Source organism: Actinobacillus equuli (assembly GCF_900636745.1).
Classification (GTDB): Bacteria; Pseudomonadota; Gammaproteobacteria; order Enterobacterales; family Pasteurellaceae; genus Actinobacillus; species Actinobacillus equuli.
This window is the reverse complement of record NZ_LR134310.1, coordinates 48,801-69,587: the sequence shown is the minus strand read 5'-3', so window position 1 is coordinate 69,587 and position 20,787 is coordinate 48,801. Positions and strand designations below refer to the sequence as shown.

The 20,787-nt window shown below is 40.4% G+C and carries 19 protein-coding genes; 16 read left to right on the top strand and 3 right to left on the bottom strand.

The annotated features are described in order from the left end of the window. The first annotated feature begins 96 nt into the window (after window positions 1-96). The 5 genes from rlmE (at window position 97) to glnD (ending at window position 8,208) form a co-directional block, all read left to right on the top strand. Window positions 97-723: a 23S rRNA (uridine(2552)-2'-O)-methyltransferase RlmE gene (gene rlmE, locus EL121_RS00345; protein WP_014991546.1), complete on the top strand. Its 627-nt coding sequence runs from the start codon at window positions 97-99 to the stop codon at window positions 721-723. Between the two features lie 103 nt (window positions 724-826). Continuing rightward, a complete protein-coding gene (gene ftsH / locus EL121_RS00340; RefSeq protein WP_039196918.1) occupies window positions 827-2,752 on the top strand; it encodes an ATP-dependent zinc metalloprotease FtsH in 1,926 nt (641 codons plus the stop codon). A 232-nt stretch (window positions 2,753-2,984) separates the two neighbouring features. Then, a complete protein-coding gene (locus tag EL121_RS00335; RefSeq protein ID WP_039196916.1) occupies window positions 2,985-4,199 on the top strand; it encodes an aromatic amino acid transport family protein in 1,215 nt (404 codons plus the stop codon). Between the two features lie 97 nt (window positions 4,200-4,296). Continuing rightward, complete coding sequence (locus tag EL121_RS00330; RefSeq protein WP_039196914.1) at window positions 4,297-5,514, top strand: aromatic amino acid transporter; 1,218 nt, start codon at window positions 4,297-4,299, stop codon at window positions 5,512-5,514. Window positions 5,515-5,652: 138 nt separating this feature from the next. After that, on the top strand, window positions 5,653-8,208 hold the full coding sequence (glnD, locus tag EL121_RS00325) for a bifunctional uridylyltransferase/uridylyl-removing protein GlnD (protein ID WP_039196912.1): 2,556 nt from the start codon (window positions 5,653-5,655) through the stop codon (window positions 8,206-8,208). A 59-nt stretch (window positions 8,209-8,267) separates the two neighbouring features. Here the strand turns inward: glnD and EL121_RS00320 are convergent, their stop codons facing one another. Next, on the bottom strand, window positions 8,268-8,657 hold the full coding sequence (locus EL121_RS00320; protein WP_039198986.1) for a YhcB family protein: 390 nt from the start codon (window positions 8,655-8,657) through the stop codon (window positions 8,268-8,270). A 308-nt stretch (window positions 8,658-8,965) separates the two neighbouring features. On the opposite strand from EL121_RS00320, the gene rplM reads away from it, so the two are divergent. From rplM to EL121_RS00285, 7 genes are all read left to right on the top strand, one after another. Continuing rightward, on the top strand, window positions 8,966-9,394 hold the full coding sequence (gene rplM, locus EL121_RS00315; RefSeq protein WP_005596850.1) for a 50S ribosomal protein L13: 429 nt from the start codon (window positions 8,966-8,968) through the stop codon (window positions 9,392-9,394). A gap of 16 nt (window positions 9,395-9,410) precedes the next feature. After that, on the top strand, window positions 9,411-9,806 hold the full coding sequence (gene rpsI / locus EL121_RS00310; RefSeq protein ID WP_005622826.1) for a 30S ribosomal protein S9: 396 nt from the start codon (window positions 9,411-9,413) through the stop codon (window positions 9,804-9,806). Between the two features lie 121 nt (window positions 9,807-9,927). Further along, window positions 9,928-10,710, top strand: a complete 783-nt coding sequence (yaaA, locus tag EL121_RS00305) for a peroxide stress protein YaaA (RefSeq protein WP_039196911.1) — start codon at window positions 9,928-9,930, stop codon at window positions 10,708-10,710. Next, the gene (locus EL121_RS00300) at window positions 10,710-11,255 is read left to right on the top strand and encodes a hypothetical protein (protein ID WP_039196909.1); all 546 of its coding nucleotides are present in this window, start codon (window positions 10,710-10,712) and stop codon (window positions 11,253-11,255) included. Before yaaA ends, EL121_RS00300 begins: the two co-directional genes overlap by 1 nt. 28 nt (window positions 11,256-11,283) lie before the next feature. After that, complete coding sequence (locus tag EL121_RS00295) at window positions 11,284-12,207, top strand: cation diffusion facilitator family transporter (RefSeq protein WP_039196905.1); 924 nt, start codon at window positions 11,284-11,286, stop codon at window positions 12,205-12,207. Then, window positions 12,188-12,958 carry a Zn-ribbon-containing protein gene (locus EL121_RS00290; protein ID WP_039196903.1) on the top strand — a complete coding sequence of 257 codons (771 nt, stop codon included), beginning with the start codon at window positions 12,188-12,190 and terminating at the stop codon, window positions 12,956-12,958. Before EL121_RS00295 ends, EL121_RS00290 begins: the two co-directional genes overlap by 20 nt. A 96-nt stretch (window positions 12,959-13,054) precedes the next feature. Beyond that, complete coding sequence (locus tag EL121_RS00285) at window positions 13,055-14,380, top strand: L-cystine transporter (protein WP_039196901.1); 1,326 nt, start codon at window positions 13,055-13,057, stop codon at window positions 14,378-14,380. A 103-nt stretch (window positions 14,381-14,483) separates the two neighbouring features. On the opposite strand, the gene EL121_RS00280 is transcribed toward EL121_RS00285, so the two are convergent. Continuing rightward, window positions 14,484-15,146: an NAD(P)H-dependent oxidoreductase gene (locus EL121_RS00280; protein ID WP_039196900.1), complete on the bottom strand. Its 663-nt coding sequence runs from the start codon at window positions 15,144-15,146 to the stop codon at window positions 14,484-14,486. A gap of 279 nt (window positions 15,147-15,425) precedes the next feature. Here EL121_RS00280 and pheS point away from each other — a divergent pair, with 279 nt between their 5' ends. The 4 genes from pheS to EL121_RS00260 all read left to right on the top strand — a co-directional run bounded on the left by pheS (window position 15,426) and on the right by EL121_RS00260 (window position 19,802). Then, window positions 15,426-16,412, top strand: coding sequence for a phenylalanine--tRNA ligase subunit alpha (pheS, locus tag EL121_RS00275; protein WP_039196899.1), 987 nt, complete (start codon window positions 15,426-15,428; stop codon window positions 16,410-16,412). Between the two features lie 98 nt (window positions 16,413-16,510). Further along, complete coding sequence (pheT, locus tag EL121_RS00270; RefSeq protein ID WP_039196897.1) at window positions 16,511-18,898, top strand: phenylalanine--tRNA ligase subunit beta; 2,388 nt, start codon at window positions 16,511-16,513, stop codon at window positions 18,896-18,898. 17 nt (window positions 18,899-18,915) lie between these two features. After that, window positions 18,916-19,212 carry an integration host factor subunit alpha gene (locus EL121_RS00265; protein WP_005596864.1) on the top strand — a complete coding sequence of 99 codons (297 nt, stop codon included), beginning with the start codon at window positions 18,916-18,918 and terminating at the stop codon, window positions 19,210-19,212. 65 nt (window positions 19,213-19,277) lie between these two features. Then, complete coding sequence (locus EL121_RS00260; protein WP_039196896.1) at window positions 19,278-19,802, top strand: NlpC/P60 family protein; 525 nt, start codon at window positions 19,278-19,280, stop codon at window positions 19,800-19,802. 265 nt (window positions 19,803-20,067) lie between these two features. Here the strand turns inward: EL121_RS00260 and bioD are convergent, their stop codons facing one another. Continuing rightward, on the bottom strand, window positions 20,068-20,787 hold the full coding sequence (bioD, locus tag EL121_RS00255; protein ID WP_039196894.1) for a dethiobiotin synthase: 720 nt from the start codon (window positions 20,785-20,787) through the stop codon (window positions 20,068-20,070).

Here is a 20,787-nt window from a genome sequence, read left to right as displayed (position 1 = left end):
TTTAACTTTACTTCTCTTTTCGCTCTTGAATAGCGCCAAATTGCCCTTATTATGGTAAACTAGATTTTTTAAAAGGCAGGAAAGAGATTTATTTTAATGGGCAGAAAAAGAAGTGCGAGTTCATCGCGTTGGCTGGCAGAACACTTTAAAGATCAGTTCGTACAAAAAGCACATAAACAAAAATTACGCTCACGCGCTTATTTTAAACTAGATGAAATTCAACAAACCGATCGCTTATTCAAACCGGGGATGACCGTGGTGGATTTAGGTGCGGCACCGGGCGGTTGGTCACAATATGCGGTAACACAAATCGGCAGTAAAGGTCGTATTATTGCTTGCGATATTTTGGATATGAATCCGATTGTCGGCGTGGACTTTTTACAAGGCGATTTCCGAGAAGAATCGGTACTGAATGCGCTGTTAGAGCGTGTCGGTGATGATATGGTGGATGTGGTAATGTCAGATATGGCTCCGAATTTCAGTGGTATGCCGTCAGTCGATATTCCGCGAGCAATGTATTTAGTAGAACTGGCTTTAGATATGTGCCGTCAGGTACTTGCACCTAAAGGTAGCTTTGTCGTTAAAGTGTTCCAAGGCGAAGGCTTTGATGATTATTTGAGAGATATTCGTGCAATGTTTAGCACTGTGAAAGTGCGTAAACCTGAAGCTTCTCGAGATCGTTCAAGAGAAGTTTATATTGTTGCAACGGGTTATAAAGGCTAATAAGCGGTTAAAAATTGCAAAAAATTTGCAAAATTCGACCACTTGTTATCAAGCGACATAACAAGTTTTTTTATTCTAAAAGAGGAAATTAACCTTGAGCGATATGGTTAAAAATATTGTCCTTTGGGTAGTGGTTGCAGTTGTTTTAATGACTGCCTTTGAGGGCTTTAACTCAAACTTTGGTAACAATAATACGGTTGCTTATTCAACATTCTTAAACGATATCAAATCGAATAATCTGAAAGAAGTGGATTTCAAACGTAACGATGAAACTATCTCTGTTACTAAAAATGATGGTACGCAATATCAAACCGTGATGCCGATGTATGATGAATACTTATTGGCGGATCTGGCAAAAACAAATGCAACGGTTACCGGTCAGCCGGAAGAACGTCGCGGTTTGTTATCTCAGATTTTTATTTCGTGGTTCCCGATGTTAATGCTGATTGGCTTTTGGGTGTTTTATATGCGCCAAATGCAAGGCGGTGGCGGTCGTGGTGCAATGAGCTTTGGTAAAAGTAAAGCAAAAATGCTGACTGCCGAGCAAGTTAAAACACGTTTTACCGATGTTGCAGGCTGTGATGAAGCTAAAGAAGAAGTCGGTGAAGTGGTGGACTTCTTAAAAGATCCGAGTAAATTCCAAAAACTAGGTGGACGTATTCCAAAAGGTATCTTAATGGTTGGTCCTCCGGGTACGGGTAAAACATTATTGGCGAAAGCAATTGCCGGTGAAGCGGGTGTACCGTTCTTTACTATGGCGGGTTCTGACTTCGTAGAAATGTTTGTCGGTGTCGGTGCCTCTCGTGTGCGTGATCTTTTTGAACAAGCGAAGAAAAATGCACCTTGTATCATTTTTATCGATGAAATTGATGCTGTTGGTCGTAAACGTGGTGGTGCCGGTTTTAGCGGTGGCCATGATGAGCGTGAACAAACCCTTAACCAGATGTTAGTTGAGATGGACGGTTTTGAAGGCTCAGAAGGTGTGATTATTATCGCAGCGACTAACCGTGCGGATGTACTTGATGATGCGTTAACTCGTCCGGGACGTTTTGACCGTCAAGTAACGGTAGATTTACCGAATGTGAAAGGTCGTGAGCAAATTTTGAAAGTGCATATGAAAAAAGTGCCGCTTGCACCGGATGTTGATCCAATGGTGGTCGCACGTGGTACACCGGGTTATTCAGGTGCCCAATTAGCAAACTTAGTTAATGAAGCCGCATTATTTGCCGCACGTAAAAACCAACGTGTCGTAACTATGGACGACTTTGAAAAAGCACGCGATAAAATTAATATGGGACCGGAGCGTCGTTCAAATACGATGACCGAAAAAGAATTGATGAATACCGCTTATCACGAAGCCGGTCACGTTATTGTCGGTTATTTAATGCCTGAGCACGATCCGCTCAATAAAGTAACCATTGTGCCTCGTGGTCAAGCGCTTGGTTTTGCGCAGTTCTTACCGGAAGGTGACCGTGTAAGTGAAACCTTTACCAAATTGGAAAGCCAGCTTTCAACCTTATTTGCAGGACGAATTGCCGAAGGACTTATTTTTGGTGAAGATAAAATTACCACTGGTGCGTCTTCGGATATTCACCGTGCAACGCAAATTGCTCGTGCAATGGTAACCCAATGGGGCTTCTCTAAAGAGTTAGGTCCGTTGTTCTATCAAAATGAAGACGGTATGGGGGCAATCAAAGGCGTATCGGAAGAGTCGCAAAAATTGATTGACCAAGAGATGCGTAAAATCATTGATCGTAACTACGAGCGCGCGAAGAAAACGTTAGAAGACAATATGGATATTTTACATGCGATGAAAGACGCATTGTTAAAATATGAAACGTTAGATCGCAAACAAATTGATGATTTAATGAATCGCCGTCCGGTTGGCGAGCCGGCAGGTTGGAATGATAAGAACGATAATAGTTCGTCAAATGATTCTAGTACCGCAGAAAAGCCGGACGTAGAGCAGCAACCGACAGATACGCCGAATGCGGATGCGGAAGTTGCAGATAAACAAGCAGACGCTTAATTATTAGCTATCAATAACAAGCCGAGAAGCAAATGTTTCTCGGCTTTTTTATTATCATGATTTGTTGATTTTACAAGCGGTTGAATTTATCTGGAAACTTGCAAACTATAAAATGCAGCTAACTCATTGATTTTAATGGGTGTAAAATTATATTTACAGTGAAATTTTTTCGTTACATTTGTTTTTTGTTCTTGTAGAATAGCCCACCTAATAACAATTTTAGAGGTTAAATATGCAAAACAAAACTCTTGGAAGCACATTAATTGTTGCGGGGACGACAATTGGTGCAGGAATGCTGGCAATGCCTCTTACTTCAGCGGGAATTGGTTTCGGTTGGACGTTAGCATTGCTTATTGCACTTTGGTTATTACTTTGTTTTAGTGCGTTATTGTTCGTTGAACTTTATCAAAATGTAGAAAGTGATGCCGGTATCGGGACTTTAGCCGAAAAATACTACGGTAATTTCGGACGTATTGTTTCCACTGCCGTATTAGTGATTTTTTTATATGCGATTCTTTCCGCTTATGTTTCCGGCGGTAGTTCATTATTGGCAAGTATTATGCCGACTATTAATGATGCAGAAACCACCAAAAGAATTGCCGGCGTTATTTTTACTCTCGTCTTTGGTGCTTTTGTGGTAATTGGTACGACGAGTGTTGATATTATCAATCGTATCCTATTCTTAACTAAAATCGGTGCGTTTTTATTAGTATTAGCATTGTTATTACCGAATATTTCAGTAAGTAATTTACTTGAAATGCCGATTGATAATGCGTTATTAATTTCTGCAACCCCGGTTTTCTTTACGGCTTTCGGTTTCCACGGTTCAATTCCTAGCTTAAATAAATATTTAGATGGTAATGTAAAAGCGTTACGTATTTCAATTTTAGTCGGTACGGCGATTCCGTTAGTGGCTTACGTATTATGGCAACTTGCGACACACGGTTTATTAAATCAAACCGCATTTTTACAGTTAATTGAGAAAGATCCGACTTTAAACGGCTTAGCGGAAGCGATTCAGCAGATTACCGGTAGCTCATTAATTGGCGGCGCAGTGAAATTATTCTCAGCATTAGCCTTAATTACTTCATTTTTAGGTGTAGCGTTAGGTTTGTTTGAATGCTTAGAAGATTTATTTAAACGTATCCATATTAATACACCTCGTCTTTCTCTTGGCGCATTAACCTTTATTCCGCCAATGTTATTTGCCTTTTTCTATCCGGAAGGTTTTATTGCTGCACTAGGTTACGCAGGACAAATGTTTGCTTTCTATGCGTTAGTTTTACCGATTGCGATGGTGTGGAAGTTCCGTAAATTGTACCCAGAAGCAAAATACAAAGTATTTGGCGGCAATGTGGCATTATTGATTGCATTATTATTAGCAATATTTATCATTAACGTGCCATTTATTATTGAAGCCGGTTATTTACCGAGAGTAATTGGATAATGATGAAAGAAAACGGTCGAATTTGGCTAAAAAATTACAAATTTTGACCGCTTGTTTTAAGTTAACTGTAAATACAATCTTATTGGTTATTATATAAATGAAAAATAAAATTTTAGGCAGTGCCTTGATGATTGCCGGCACAACGATTGGCGCGGGAATGTTAGCGATGCCGCTCACTTCGGCGGGAATGGGATTCGGCGCAACCGTAGTCTTGCTGGTTTGCTTATGGGCTTTATTGGCTTATACCGGCTTATTGTTTATGGAAGTTTATCAAACCGCACCGAAGCAAGATATTGGTGTAGCAAGTTTGGCGGAACAATATTTTGGCATTACGGGCAGAGTGTTGACCACGTCAAGTTTACTTATTCTGTTATATGCACTATTAGCCGCTTATATTACCGGCGGTGGTTCGTTACTTTCTGGTTTATTACCTCAAATAGGTGATGCGCAAACCACAACTCAAGTCGGTATTTTACTCTTTACTGTGTTGCTTGGTTCGTTCGTGGTAATTGGTATTAAAGGCGTGGATGGTTTAACTCGCTTATTATTTATCGGGAAAATCGTTGCGTTTGTCTTTGTATTACTAATGATGCTACCAAAAGCAAAATTGGAGAATTTAACCGCAGTTCCGCTTGATAATTTATTTGTAGTATCAGCGATTCCGATTTTCTTTACTTCGTTCGGTTTCCACGTGATTATGGCGAGTATCAATACCTATTTAGATGCAGATATTCGCAAAATCCGTATTGCGATTTATATCGGTACTGCAATTCCGTTAGTAGCGTATTTATTATGGCAACTTGCAACGCACGGTGTATTAACCCAAGCGGAATTCGTTGAGATCTTAAAACAAGATCCAACACTAAACGGTTTAGTTAAAGCAACCAGCCAAATTACCGGCAGTACAATTTTAGGTGAAATGGTGCGTTTATTCTCAGCACTTGCATTGATTACCTCGTTCTTAGGCGTGGCAATGGGTATTTTCGAGTGTGTTGGTGATTTATTAAAACGTGTGAATTTACCGGCAAATCGTTTATGGTTGACATTAGCAACCTTTATTCCACCGGTATTGTTTGCACTGTTCTATCCAAACGGATTTATTGCTGCGCTAGGTTATGCAGGCTTGTTATTTGCATTCTACGGAATGTTATTACCAATCGGCTTAGCTTGGAAAGCTCGTCAACAACATCCAAATTTAGCTTATCGAGTAATTGGTGGTAATACGGCACTCGTGATTGCATTAATTGCCGGTGTCATTATTATGATTATTCCGTTCTTTATTCAGCTAGGTTATTTACCACAAGTTGCTGGCTAACTAGAAAAAACAAGCGGTTAGAAATTGCAAAAAGTTTGCAGATTCTAATCGCTTTTTATTTATCTTTAATCTTCCCAATGTTATTTTGTTCGCGATAAAAATGCTAGTAAAGCATAAGTGCATTTTAGAGATAAAAAGATGACAAATACGACCTTGAAAACCCAACTTGCCGAATTTAATTTACAACAAAAAAATGATTTTGCCACCACAGAAGTCGTTACGTTGTTACGCCAACGTAGCGATTTTTATGATCAGCTATTACTGAACTTATGGCAACAATTCGGCTTTGCAGCACGCCAAGATTTAACGCTTATCGCTGTCGGAGGCTATGGTAGACAAGAAATGTTTCCGTTGTCCGATGTAGATATTTTAGTAATTACAGCACAAACATTAGATGATGAAACGCATTCAAGGTTGAATGACTTATTTAATTTGCTATGGGACAGTAAATTACAAGTCGGTGCAAGTATTCGTACGCTCGAAGAATGTATTGAGATTGGTAAAAGCGAATTATCGGTGGCGACCAATATGTATGAAGGGCGTTATTTAATCGGTAATAAAGCACTGTGGCAGGCACTATTCGAAAGCTTATATGCGGAAGATTTCTGGCCGATTGATCGCTTCTTTAGCGCTAAAATGCAAGAGCGAAATGAGCGCTATGCGCGTTACCATAATACCAGTTATAACCTTGAGCCGGATTTAAAACACAGCCCGGGCGGGTTGCGAGATCTACATTTGATTGCTTGGATCTCATTAAGACACTTTGGTACTTATGCGTTTGAAAGTTTATTGAATAAAGGAATTCTTTTCCCTGAGGAATTTAGTGAACTGAATGAAGCGCAAGCGGTACTTTTCCGGATGCGTTTTGCATTGCACTTGCAGCTTAAGCGTTATGATAACCGCCTGCGTTTTGATCGCCAATTGCAGCTAAGCGAGCAGTTGGGCTATCAAGGCGAGGGAAATCAGCCGGTTGAAGCGATGATGAAAGCGTTTTTCCAAGCCACTCAATCCATTTCGCAACTGAGTCAATTGCTACTGGATAACTTTGAGCAAATTATTCTCGGTCAGCAAAATGTTGCCGAAAAACGACCGCTTGATCAGAACTACTATTTACAAGGAACAGAGATTGTTTGTCGTCATCGCCGTTGTTTTATGCAAGATCCGGTGTCAATTTTAGATCTTTTTTTCTATTTAACTCAGTATCCCGAAGCGAAAGCAAATGCAATTACGCTACGTAATTTACGTTTATCACTAAAAAAACAGCCGCAGCCTTTGTCTCTGAATGCAGAGGCTAGGGCTCGTTTTATCTCGCTATTTTCTCAGCCAAAGGTGGTGGAACGTGCAATTATACCGATGCATCAATTGGGCGTGTTATCTGCCTATTTACCACAGTGGGATAGCATTAATGGGCTGATGCAATTTGATTTGTTCCATATTTATACGGTCGATGAGCATACGATTCGTGTTATGCAGAACTTGGAAAATTTTTTGACCAATGAAGCTGAAGAGTTACATCCTTTGTGCTATGAATATTTTCGAGCTTGTACGCATAAGCCTATTTTATATCTTGCAGCGTTATTCCACGATATTGCGAAAGGCCGAGAAGGTGACCACGCTCAAGTCGGAGCGGTCGATGCTTATCAGTTTGCCGTATTACACGGTTTTTCCGAAGCGGAAGCGCAGCAAATCACATGGCTGGTGAGAGAACATTTAACCATGTCATTAACCGCACAACGTCGTGATATTCATGATCCTGCCGTGGTAAAAAGTTTTGCAAAAATAGTGGGGAATTCGACCGCTTTAACTGATTTGATGTGCCTAACTATTTCGGATATTTGCGCAACTAATGAAAGTTTATGGAATGATTGGAAGCGCTCATTATTTACCCAGCTTTATCAATTTACTATCGAGGAACTGGAAAAACGCCTGGATTATCAACGTGTTAGCCAGCAAAATCGTTTGGATGCGTTAGAGCTAATGAAGTTTGCCTTATCACCTCTAGAACGAACACGCTTGCAAGACTTTTGGGCGCCTTGTCCTGATAGTTACTTTTTACGTAATACGCCAAAGCAGTTGGTTTGGCATGCGTTGGGCTATTTGAAACATAAAACGTTACCAATGGTATTGGTGAGTAATGAATATGCGCGAGGTGCGACTGAAATTTTTGTGCATTGCCATGACCAATCACTATTATTTGCCCGTATTGCTCAAGCATTGAGTCAGAAAAAGATCAGTATTCACGATGCACAAATTATTACTTGTGATAATGGCTTGGTCTTTGACAGCTTTATCGTAACGGAATTAAGCGGTGCGGAACTTGATTCAATGCGTTGTGAACAAGTCTGTCAATCTTTACAGCGAGTATTAAGCGATGCAGAAAGCATCAGCTTTAAATTATTGAAAAAGCCGGTAAAACACCAGTCTTTTAAACGAGCAACCAAAGTCAAATTTCTCTCGGATGAACATCCAAACCAAACCTCATTCGAGTTATTTACTTTAGACAGAGAGGGATTGCTTGCTCAGGTAAGCCATATTTTCGGACAATTAGAACTCGTCTTGGTCAATGCGAAAATTACGACTATCGGTGAACGGGTAGAGGATTTCTTTGTGGTTTGTACTGCTCAAAATCAGGCATTAAGTAAAGAGCAGCAAAAACGACTGAAAGCCAGTTTATTAGCAGAATTAGATTCTTAGCATAAAAAAGACCGCTTATGAGGTGATACTCGAATAAGCGGTCTTTTTTCGATGAAATTTTACGATTTTAATAAGCCGGAAGAACCTTCCGAATAATCCCTCGGCTGATCTTCGCTATTTTCATGTTTGAGTGGAAGTTGGGATTGCTTGAAAAAAGCGATTTGTTCCGCTTCAGGTAATAGTTTTTCCGAACCTTTCGCTAAGTGCTGATACAGTTTTTTGTAATCTTCAGCAAGTGTTGAGAGTAAAGCGGCGGATTGTTCAAAATGTTGCTCAAGTTGCTGCTTTTGTTCTTCCACTTTCGCTTTGGTTTCTTTGAGCTCATTCTCTAGTTGGATATGTTGTTGCACGTTACCTTTAAAAGCACGTACAATCACGCATCCTACAATGATGCCAATCACAAAGGCAATACCAATTGCAGACCAAACTTCTGGTGTCCATTGTCCCATCATAATCGATTCCTCTTGCTAATGAAAAGTCGGCTTTTTGTATCACGTTCCGCTAGGCAAGAGAAGGGTTTTAAGCGATTAAATTTTGAAAATTTGAGCTTTCCGACATTTTTTAGATTTAATGCAAAAAAACTTAGCTTTTTAGATAAAATATCTGTATAATCCTCGCACCCTGTTTTGTTTGGACTTTCCCGCCGAACAAGTTTGGTCAGATTTTGACTCGAAGGGGTCGGATTCTACCGTCATATAGGTAATTCACTTGTTTATAAGTGGATTGGGTTATAACTAAAATTATTGGTATTTAATTAATGAAAACTTTTGTAGCAAAACCAGAAACAGTAAAACGTGACTGGTACGTAGTAGATGCGACAGGTAAAACTTTAGGTCGTTTAGCTACTGAATTAGCACGCCGTTTACGCGGTAAACATAAAGCTGAATATACTCCACACGTAGATACAGGTGATTACATCATCGTTATCAACGCAGAGAAAGTAGCAGTAACTGGCAAAAAAGAAACTGACAAAATCTACTACTGGCACACTGGCTACGTAGGTGGCATCAAAGATGCAACTTTCAAAGAAATGATTGCACGTCGTCCAGAAGCAGTGATCGAGATCGCAGTTAAAGGTATGTTACCAAAAGGTCCTTTAGGCCGTGAAATGTTCCGTAAATTAAAAGTTTACGCAGGTAACGAACACAACCACGCTGCACAACAACCACAAGTTTTAGACATCTAATCACGGAGCATCGAAAATGACAGCAGCAAATCAAAACTACGGCACAGGTCGCCGCAAAAGCTCTTCAGCTCGTGTATTTATCAAACCGGGCAGTGGTAACATTACCATCAACCAACGTTCTTTAGACGTTTACTTCGGTCGTGAAACTTCACGCATGGTAGTTCGTCAACCATTAGAATTAGTTGAGTTATTAGATAAATTAGATTTATACATCACTGTTAAAGGTGGTGGTATTTCTGGTCAAGCAGGTGCGATCCGTCACGGTATCACACGTGCATTAATGGAATACGACGAAACTTTACGCCCTGCATTACGTGCAGCTGGCTTCGTTACTCGTGACGCACGTCGCGTTGAACGTAAAAAAGTGGGTTTACACAAAGCACGTCGTCGTCCACAATACTCAAAACGTTAATTTCGAGTATTATCGATATACGAAAGTATTATCAGCAGAAGGCAGGATTATTCCTGCCTTTTCTGTTTTTATCGCCTGACAAGTGCTAGAATGAACCAAATTTTTAATCAAGGTATTTTTTATGTTAGCCATCATTTCTCCTGCAAAAACATTAGATTTTGAAACATCCGCACCTAATTTTCCATTTGCAAATTCTCAATCGAAATTAACCGCTTATAGTCAACAACTCATTGATATCTGTAAACAATTCACACCAGCAGAATTGGGTTCTTTAATGTCGATCAGCGATAAACTCGCTAGTCTGAATGTAGCCCGTTTTGCAGAATGGCAACTGGAACATAACGAACAAAATGCTAAAGCGGCTTTATTTGCATTTAAAGGTGATGTTTATACCGGACTGGAGGCGGAGACGCTTACTCAAGCACAAGTAGAATATGCACAGACGCATTTACGTATACTGTCTGGCTTATACGGCTTACTAAAACCGCTTGATTTAATGCAGCCGTACCGCTTAGAAATGGGAACGAAGTTAGCGAATCCGAAAGGCAAAGATCTTTATGCGTTTTGGGGCGATATTATTACTCAACATTTACAGGCAGCGATTGATGAACAAGGCGATAACATCTTAGTGAACCTTGCTTCGGACGAATATTACGGTGCGGTAAAAGCAAAACAGTTACAAGCGACCGTTATTAAACCGGTATTCTTAGATGAAAAGAACGGCAAGTTTAAGCAAATCAGTTTCTATGCGAAAAAAGCGCGCGGTATGATGGTACGCTTTATTTTAGAAACACAACCGACTAGCGTAGAACAACTGAAAGCTTTTAATTATGGTGGCTATTGGTTTGATGAAGAGGCTTCCAGCGCAACGGAACTCGTCTTTAAACGCGAGGAGCAGGCATAATGCGTTGGCTTTTTCTTGCAGGATTTTCGTTATTTTTGACCGCTTGTAGCCTCACCCAAAAGCAATTTGATTTACCGGAAAAAGTGGATTTTCAAGGTAAATCTTATGTGAAGGTAACGGATAATCGTATTGATGAAATGCGACAATTGCTTTATTTACCGGCTGATGGAACGCAAGATCCTGAACATTGGAATAGTGGGATTTTATTTTTCTTAGATCAAAATTCTCAAGGGAAAACTTTGCAACAGCGGGTAGCACTTCGTCAAGCGGCATTTGTGCAACAAAATAATACGCAATCTAAAGTGAGTATTGAGCAGCAAGAATTGCGCAGTGAAGTGATTTATCCGCCGACAGAACGTTTTAATGATGTGCTACTTGAGGTTTCTCGAGGTAAAGATTTACAGTGTGGCTATGGGCAAATTCAATATTCGGACAAACGCGCTGTGGTTGCAAAAAAATGGCAAAATTCGACCGCTTATCAAGCCTCATTAGTCCAATTGGCACAGCAACTGGCAGCAATGCCATGGTTAATTACTTGTAAGTAAGGATAAATAGTACATACTTGGGGGGAGTATGGAACAACAATATATTAAACTGGTGAAAAGAGCAGCAAATTTTGCGATTTTGGTAGCTTGCTTGCTGATAGTCATTAAAGCGTTTGCATGGTGGAAAACCGGCTCGATTTCGATTTTAGCGGCAGTAACTGATTCTGTTGTGGATTTATTAGCCTCGATCACCAATATTTTAGTACTACGCTTTGCGCTTTTACCGGCGGATGAAAACCATACTTTCGGACATGGAAAAGCGGAATCGCTTGCAGCCATTGCCCAAAGTGCGTTTATCGGCGGTTCAGCGGTTTTCTTAGTACTCCAAGGCATTCATAAATTGATGCATCCGCATGTTATTAAAGGATCGGAAATAGGGATAGCTGTCAGCCTGATTTCGATTATCGTGACCGGCGCTTTAGTGTGGTATCAAAAACGCGTTGTGGCTTTAACTAAAAGTCCGGCAATTGCGGCAGATTCTCTGCATTATCAAACGGATTTGTTGATGAATGCCGCGATTTTAGTCGCTATGTTGCTAAGTCTGTACGGCTTTGTTTATGCCGATGCAATTTTTGCAATTGGGATTGCGCTTTATATTGGTATTAATGCTTTTAAAATGTTTTGGGAAGCGGTACAAGTACTACTAGATCAGGCATTACCACAGGAAGAAATCGATCAAATTTTAGAACTTGCTGCAAACCATGAACGTATTATCGGTATGCACGACTTACTTACACGCCAAGTAGGGGCTGTGCGTTTTATTCAACTTCATTTAGAGCTAGAAGATAACCTGACTTTACGGGAAGCACACGATATTACCGATTCACTAGAGCAAAAAATTCTGGCGATTTTTCCTCGTTCGGAAATTATTATTCATCAAGAGCCGACCTCAATTGTTCAGCAAGAACTTAAATTAGGACAAGTAAAAGATTATGTACCAAGTTATCGCTAATTTTAGCTATCAAGATTTTGAAAGCGATCCTGTCACGTTAATTAACCAAGTTGTCAATCAATGGCGTTTTAACGGACAGATTATCGGCAGAGAATTTGCGGTGACTTACCATCAAAATCCGCAGGCGCATTTTCAAGTACGAGTTTCAACTCCGGAACAAACCAGTCTAATGCCGGAATGGAATAGTGCAGAAGTTAATGAGGCACTATTACAAGCGGAAGAAAATGGCGTAGAATTCGAATCGTTTGAGATTGTTGGTCGAGATTATCAAGCAGAACAAACCAGCGAACTTGAACAACAGGCGTTCCAAATTCTTTATACTACCCATTTAGATAGCTGTTCGCCGGTTTATGGCGGTGAGGATTTTTGTGTGATTCCACTCTATAAGGCAACCGGGCAACAGCAACAACTTGGCGAACAGTTGATTAAATGGCAAGAAAATTGGCAAGCCTGTGATCAGTTACAAATGAATGGTGGTGTACTAGAACAGCAGGCTCTAGCGCAAATTAGTGAAGTCGATAGCGAACTTTCACAAACGGGAATAGATCTTTGCCACCAACTTGAAACGCTAAGCGGTGTGCCGACTTTCTATTATTTATATCGTTTAGGTAATGATTTAACTGCAGAACATCAGCGCAAATGTCCTAAATGCCAAGGAGAATGGAAATTAGCACAACCGTTGCATCAAGTGTTCCACTTTAAGTGCGATAAATGTCGTTTAATCTCTAATTTAAGCTGGGAAGTACAATAATATAACTTTTAGTGCTATAAAATGAGAAAGTTATATTGAAAATATAGAGCGAGAGTTATATTCTCGCTTTTATTTTTTATTGTGTTGGAGATTCGGATGATTATCCTTAATTTAGCTGTGTTTACAGCGTTACTATTCCTACTGTTTTTACTGTATAAAAATACGCAAAAATTAGGACGAACTGTTTTTATCGGCTTATTACTTGGGGTGATAAGCGGTGCAATTTTGCAAAATTTTTACCAAAAGTCAGAAATTGACGCAACGTTAGAGTGGGTGAATTTAGTCGGTAACGGTTATGTACGTTTGTTGCAAATGATCGTGATGCCGTTAGTGTTTATTTCGATTTTGTCTGCTATTACCCGTCTAAAACAAGCGGGATCATTGGGTAAAATCAGCTTCAGTGTACTATCGGTTTTACTGATTACCACTGCAATTGCGGCTGCAATCGGTATTGCAATGGTGTATTTATTTGATTTATCAGCGGAAGGATTAGTAGCCGGTGAGAGAGAATTAGCTGCACAAGGCAAAGTGGCGGGGCGTGCAGAGCAAGTGTCAAATTTATCTGTACCGGCAACGTTAGTCTCTTTTATTCCAAAAAATCCATTCTTAGAATTAACCGGTGCAAACCCGACTTCAATTATTAGCACGGTAATTTTCTCTGCATTTTTAGGCGTAGCCGCATTAAGCCTTGCCAAAGAAGATGCCGCATTAGGTGAGCGTATTGCAACTGGGGTGGATACCTTAAATAAACTGATTATGCGTTTAGTCCGTTTTGTGATTCGCTTAACCCCTTACGGCGTATTTGCGTTAATGGTGAAAATGGCCGCAACTTCAAAATGGGAAGATATTGTTAATTTAGGTAGCTTTATTGTGGCGTCTTACTTAGCAATCGGCTTGATGTTTTTAGTACATGGCATTCTGCTTTTCGTGGCAAAAGTGAATCCACTGGATTACTACAAGAAAGTGTTACCGACCCTTAGCTTTGCTTTTACCTCTCGCTCAAGTGCTGCGACTTTACCGTTAAATATCGAAACGCAAACGGATAAGTTGGGTAATAATAATGTTATCGCTAATTTCTCGGCGACTTTTGGTGCAACCATTGGGCAAAACGGTTGTGCGGGGATTTATCCGGCAATGTTAGCAGTGATGGTAGCGCCAACGGTAGGTATTGATCCGTTTAGTCTCAGCTACGTTGTCACGTTAATTCTGGTGGTAGCAATTTCTTCATTCGGAATCGCCGGCGTTGGCGGCGGTGCAACTTTTGCAGCGATTGTAGTGCTTTCCACCTTAAATCTACCGATTGAATTGGTTGGCTTATTAATTTCAGTTGAGCCGTTAATTGATATGGGACGTACCGCATTAAATGTAAACGGTTCAATGGTGGCAGGAACATTAAGTAACAAGTGGCTTAATCGAGCATAACAAGCGGTGATTTTTGGCAAAATTTTTACGAAATTTGACCGTTTGTTATCGAAAATAGAAAAAGGGGCGGAAGCCCCTTTGTTATTGATACGAATAGTAGAATTTATTCCACCCAACTGATCACATCTTCAGCCGGTTTACGGTATTTTTTGGTAATCGGCTTCGCACGATAACCGAAGGTCACCATGCAAGAAACACCGTATTCGTTAGCATCAAATAAACCTTCTTTCGCTAAGATTTCGTTTACCGCATCATAGTTAAAGCCTTCAATCGGGCAAGAGTCAATCCCAATCATCGCCGCACCGGTCATCATATTTGCTAGCGCAATATAAGTTTGTTTTGAGCACCAGTCGAATAAGGTACGATCACTTTCTAACACTTTAATATCATCGGTTTGGAACGATTTATAACGAGCAATGGTGGTTTCCATTTGTTCCGGTGTTAAGCCACGTTTTGATAAGCCTTGGTGGAAGAAATCCGAATCATAGCGCGCATTTTTCTTGGCTAAAATCACGACTAAATGACTCATTTCGTGCATTGGGTGTTTGATTCCCCAAGAAACCGGTGCAATTTTTTCACGGATCGCTTCATTTTGCAGCACAATAAATTTCCAAGGTTCAGAACCCACTGAACTCGGGGAGAGACGAGCAAGTTCTAGAATATATTCCATATCTTCACGGCTGATTTTTTTAGCTGGGTCATAGCTACGGCAAGCAGCACGGAAGCTAAATGCGTCTAAAACGTCTTGTTTGGCGATATGTGACATAATTTCCTCATTCATAGTTGTAAACGAAACGCCGTGATAATACGCTTTTCTCAATTATTAAGCTAATGGTTCATGAAAGCAAATCACTAAACTTTGTTTTATTTCTAATTTTTGCAAAAAAACTCCAAAAATAAACCGCTTGTATAGATCAATCATTCAAATTAATTGTTTTTGCGAAACCTTAAAAATCAACACTTTAGCCTAACTTTACATTTACTTTCTTCAGGCAAAGTATTATCATCACAATAATTTTTCATCAATATATTTAGAGGATAGGTAATGCAACACCTAAAAGAATTAACAGAGAAAGCGAGAAATGCTTTAGATGCCTTAGATCAAGGTTTAGATGCGTTAGAAGAGTTCCGTGTTGAATATTTCGGTAAGAAAGGTCATTTTACTGCGTTAATGCAAGAATTACGCAATGTCTCGGCGGAAGAGCGTCCGGCAATCGGTGCGAAAATCAATGAAGCGAAGCAAACTATTCTTGATATTTTAAATGCAAAAAAAGAAGCATGGGAACAAGAAGCATTAAATGCAAAATTAGCGGCAGAAAGTATTGACGTATCATTACCGGGTCGTAAAACCGAATTAGGCGGTTTACACCCAGTCTCAATTACGATTGAACGTGTCGTAAAATTCTTCTCTGAATTAGGTTTTACCGTAGCGAGCGGTCCGGAAATCGAAACGGATTACTATAACTTTGATGCGTTAAATATTCCGGCTCACCACCCGGCACGTGCGGATCACGATACGTTCTGGTTCGATGCACAACGTTTATTACGTACGCAAACGTCAGGCGTACAAATTCGTACCATGGAAAATATGCAGCCGCCAATCCGTATCGTGGCACCGGGCCGTGTATATCGTAATGACTACGACCAAACACACACACCGATGTTCCACCAAATCGAATTGCTTTACGTGGATAAAAAAGCCAACTTTACCGAGTTAAAAGGTTTGATTCACGATTTCCTAAAAGCGTTTTTCGAAGAAGATTTACAAGTACGTTTCCGTCCGTCATTCTTCCCATTCACAGAGCCTTCGGCTGAAGTGGACGTAATGCGTCAAAACGGTAAATGGTTAGAAGTGTTAGGCTGCGGTATGGTACATCCTAACGTATTACGCAACGTAGGTATCGATCCGGAAGAATATAGTGGTTTTGCGGTAGGTATGGGAGTTGAGCGTTTAACGATGTTACGATACAACGTAACGGATTTACGTTCGTTCTTTGAAAATGACTTACGTTTCTTAAAACAATTTAAATAATAGTTAGCTACGGAAATTCACTGAATACACGGGAATGACAAGCGGTCAAAATTAAGTGGAATTTTGCAAGTTCCGTGTAAGAAAATAGAGGATATAAAATGAAATTTAATGAATCTTGGTTGCGTGAGTGGGTAAATCCTGCTGTATCAACAGAGCAATTATGCGACCAAATCACCATGTTAGGTTTAGAAGTCGATGATGTTGAACTGGTTGCCGGCGCATTTACCGGTGTAGTTGTGGGTGAAGTGGTTGAATGTGCTCAACACCCGGATGCGGATAAATTACGTGTAACTAAAGTGAATGTAGGCGGTGATCGCTTATTAGATATCGTATGCGGTGCACCAAACTGCCGTCAGGGCTTAAAAGTGGCATGTGCAACGGAAGGCGCTGTATTACCAGGCGATTTTAAAATTAAGAAAACCAAATTACGCGGTCAGCCGTCTGAAGGTATGCTTTGTTCATATTCTGAATTAGGCATCAAAGAAGATCATAGCGGTATTATCGAATTACCGGCGGATGCGCCAATTGGTAAAGATTTCCGTGAATATTTAGATTTAAATGATGTGGCAATCGAGATCAGCTTAACGCCAAACCGTGCAGACTGTTTAAGCATTGCCGGTATCGCACGTGAAGTGGGCGTAATTAACCGAGCGGAAGTAAAAGCACCGGTGATTTCAGCCGTACCGGCAACGATTGCGGACAAAGTTGCTGTAGAATTACAAGCACCGGAAGCTTGCCCGCGTTACCTTGCTCGTGTTGTGAAAAATGTAAACGTAAAAGCAGCTTCACCATTGTGGCTACAAGAGAAATTACGCCGTTGTGGTATTCGTTCAATCGACCCGATTGTCGATATTACTAACTTAAGCCTGTTAGAACTTGGTCAACCGATGCACGCTTTTGATGCGTCTAAAATTGATGGTGCTATCCAAGTCCGTATGGCAAAAGAGGGTGAAGAATTAGTTTTATTAGACGGTACAACCGCAAAATTACAACCAAATACTTTAGTGATTGCTGATAGCAAAGGTGCATTAGCGATGGCAGGTATCTTTGGTGGTGAAGCAAGCGGCGTAAATGAAAATACGACTGACGTAGTATTAGAATCTGCATTCTTTGCACCATTAGCGATTACCGGTCGCGCACGTCAATATGGCTTACACACTGATGCATCACACCGTTTCGAACGTGGTGTTGACCCGCAATTAGCACGTGATGCGATGGAGCGTGCAACCGCATTATTACTTGAAATTTGTGGCGGTGAAGCGGGTGAAATCGTTGAAGCAGTAAGCGAACAGCACCTACCTGTGCGCAATACGGTTACCTTACGTCGTAGCAAATTAGATGCGGTTATCGGTCACCATATTGAAAATGAAACGGTAACTGATATTTTAACTCGCTTAGGTCTAAACGTAACCTTTACAAATGATAGTTGGACTGCTGTAGCACCAAGCTGGCGTTTCGATATTGAGATCGAAGAAGATCTTATCGAAGAGGTTGCACGTATTTACGGTTATAACAGTATTCCGAATAACTCTCCGCTTGCACATTTAACTATGAAAGGCACGCCGGAGAAATTATTAGAAGCTAGCCGTATTCGTACTGCATTAGTGGATAGCGATTATCAAGAAGTCGTAACATATAGCTTCGTTGATCCGAAAAAACAATCATTATTGCATCCGAATCAAGAAGCGTTAATTCTACCTAACCCGATTTCAAGCGAAATGTCAGCAATGCGTTTATCGCTATTAACCGGTTTATTAGATACGATTGTTTACAACCAAAGCCGTCAGCAAACACGCGTTCGTATTTTTGAAGGCGGTTTACGCTTTATTCCGGATGCAACAGCAGAATCAGGTGTTCGTCAAGAATTCGTATTCGGTGCGGCAATTGTCGGTGATAAACGCCCGGTACATTGGGAAAGTAAAGGCGAAGTGATAGACTTCTTTGACTTAAAAGGCGATATGGAGCGTGTATTATCGTTAACTTCAGCTCGTCATGATTTACAATTTGTGGCAAAACAGTTCCCAGCATTACATCCGGGGCAATCTGCGGCAATTATGTTAGATGGCAAAGAAATCGGTTTTATTGGTTCGGTTCACCCATCTATCGTGCAAAAACTCGGTATCAAAGGTAAACCTGTTGTATTTGAGATTCTAGGTGATGCAATTGCAAATCGCCCGGTTCCAACGGCAAAAGAGATTTCTAAATTCCCTGCGAATAACCGTGATATTGCAGTTGTGGTAGATGAGAATGTACCGGCTGGTGATGTATTAGCAGCATGCCGCAATGCGGGCGGCTCAAAATTAGTTGCAGTAAACTTATTTGATGTTTACCGTGGCGCAAATTTAGAAGCTGGTAAGAAAAGTTTAGCAATTAGCTTAACAGTTCAAGATACTGAAAAAACGCTTGAAGAAGAAGAAATTTCAGCTGTAACTCAAGCAGTCTTAGCTGAATTAGCACAACGTTTCCAAGCATATCTAAGAGATTAGATTTAAGGATTATTTTTATGGCACTCACTAAAATTGAACTCGCAGAAAGCCTCGTTGAAAAATGTGGCTTTGACAAACGTATCGCTAAGCTCTTTGTAGAGCAATTTTTCGAAGAAATTCGTAGTTCTTTAGAGAAAGGCGAAGAGGTTAAATTGTCCGGTTTCGGTAATTTCTCACTACGTGAGAAGAACGCTCGTCCGGGACGAAATCCTAAAACCGGAGAAACTGTTGCCGTGACAGCTCGCCGAGTAGTGGTATTCAAGCCCGGTCAGAAGCTTAGAGACAGAGTCGAAAATGTAAAAGTGAAGGCATAAAAAAGTTATAGCATTCTACAGGCGAAATAAAGCCTGTAGGATGTTTTTTTATAGGCAGTGAATATATGATTAAATTCAACAAAAAACGATTTTCTTCGTTTGCTATCTTAGCTTGTGCAGCGCTATTAACAGCATGTTCAAGTAGTGACAACACATCAGGACCAATTAAGGCAAGAGCAGGAATTTTCCGTACTCACCACAGCACTTTATCTGACCCGATTATGGCAATTAGCAGCTTGAGTGAGCAGCAACATGAGTGGAAAGGTACTCGTTACCGTTTAGGCGGGAATAGCAAAGCGGGTATTGATTGTTCCGGCTTTATGCAAGTGACATTCCGTGATTTATTTGGAATTGACTTACCGAGAACGACTTCAGAGCAAGCCAAAGAAGGGACGAGAATCGATCGTGATGAGCTTAGAACCGGTGATTTAGTATTCTTTAAAACAGGACGAGGCCCTAACGGTAAACATGTTGGCGTATATGTAAAAAATGGACAGTTCTTACATGCTTCGACTAAGGGAGGGGTTATTTATTCAGATATGAACTCACCATATTGGTCGAGAACATTCTGGCAAGCACGCCGCTTATAATTTAAAAATATGACAGAGATCACATTTTTAGAAAAAAGTCACAAATTTATTGGAATAAAATTTGAAAAATTGAATAAATTGACGTATTCTATACGTACTTAACAAAAAGTGTTGTGTTCAACAACCGATTTCATAAATTTGCTTTCCGAGTAGCCCCTAGTTGAGGGGCTTTTTTTATGCCTTTTAGTTCTTACACTTAGGCAAGCGGTTTAATTTCTCTAGCCTTTACATATTAAAAAGCCCCCTGACGGAGGCTATTTTCATTTTACTTTTTAAAATATTGTAAGAGAGGTTCAGGATTTTGAATATACGAAGTTAAATCTTTCTTATTCGGATAAGCGATATAAGGAATTTGACCAAGTAACGGCGCTTCAATTTCTTGACTCAATAATTCGATTAATTCCGCATAGTGGCGTAAACCCGGGTTAATACGGTTTGCGATCCACCCAACTAACTGAACACCTTTCTGCTTAATCGCCTGTGCGGTTAGTAGCGCATGATTAACGCAACCCTCTTTAATTCCCACCACTAATACGACAGGCATTTGATTATTCTTTACCCAGTCAGCAAAACTTAAATCTTTATTGATCGGAGTTAGCCAGCCATAAGTACCTTCAACCACAACATTCGGATAATTTTGCTGTAAACGGGTTAAATCTTGGTTTAATTTTTCTTCTTGAATATGGTGAACGGCATCCAATGCAGCAAATACCGGCGTACTGGAGTGAATAAAGGTATAACTGTTAATTTCTCGATAAGCAACGGGCGTAGGACAACTATCCAGAATCGTCAATACATCCGGATTATCTTCGCTAGCATAGTCTGCTTGATTAGGTTCTGTCGGAAGAGAATCATCGCCGCCACAAGCAATCGGTTTATAACCAACCGCCACAAATTGATTTGCAGCTAATGTTTGTAAAATAGCACGGGTAACAATGGTTTTTCCCACATTGGTATCCGTGCCGGTAATAAATAATGAAGGCAT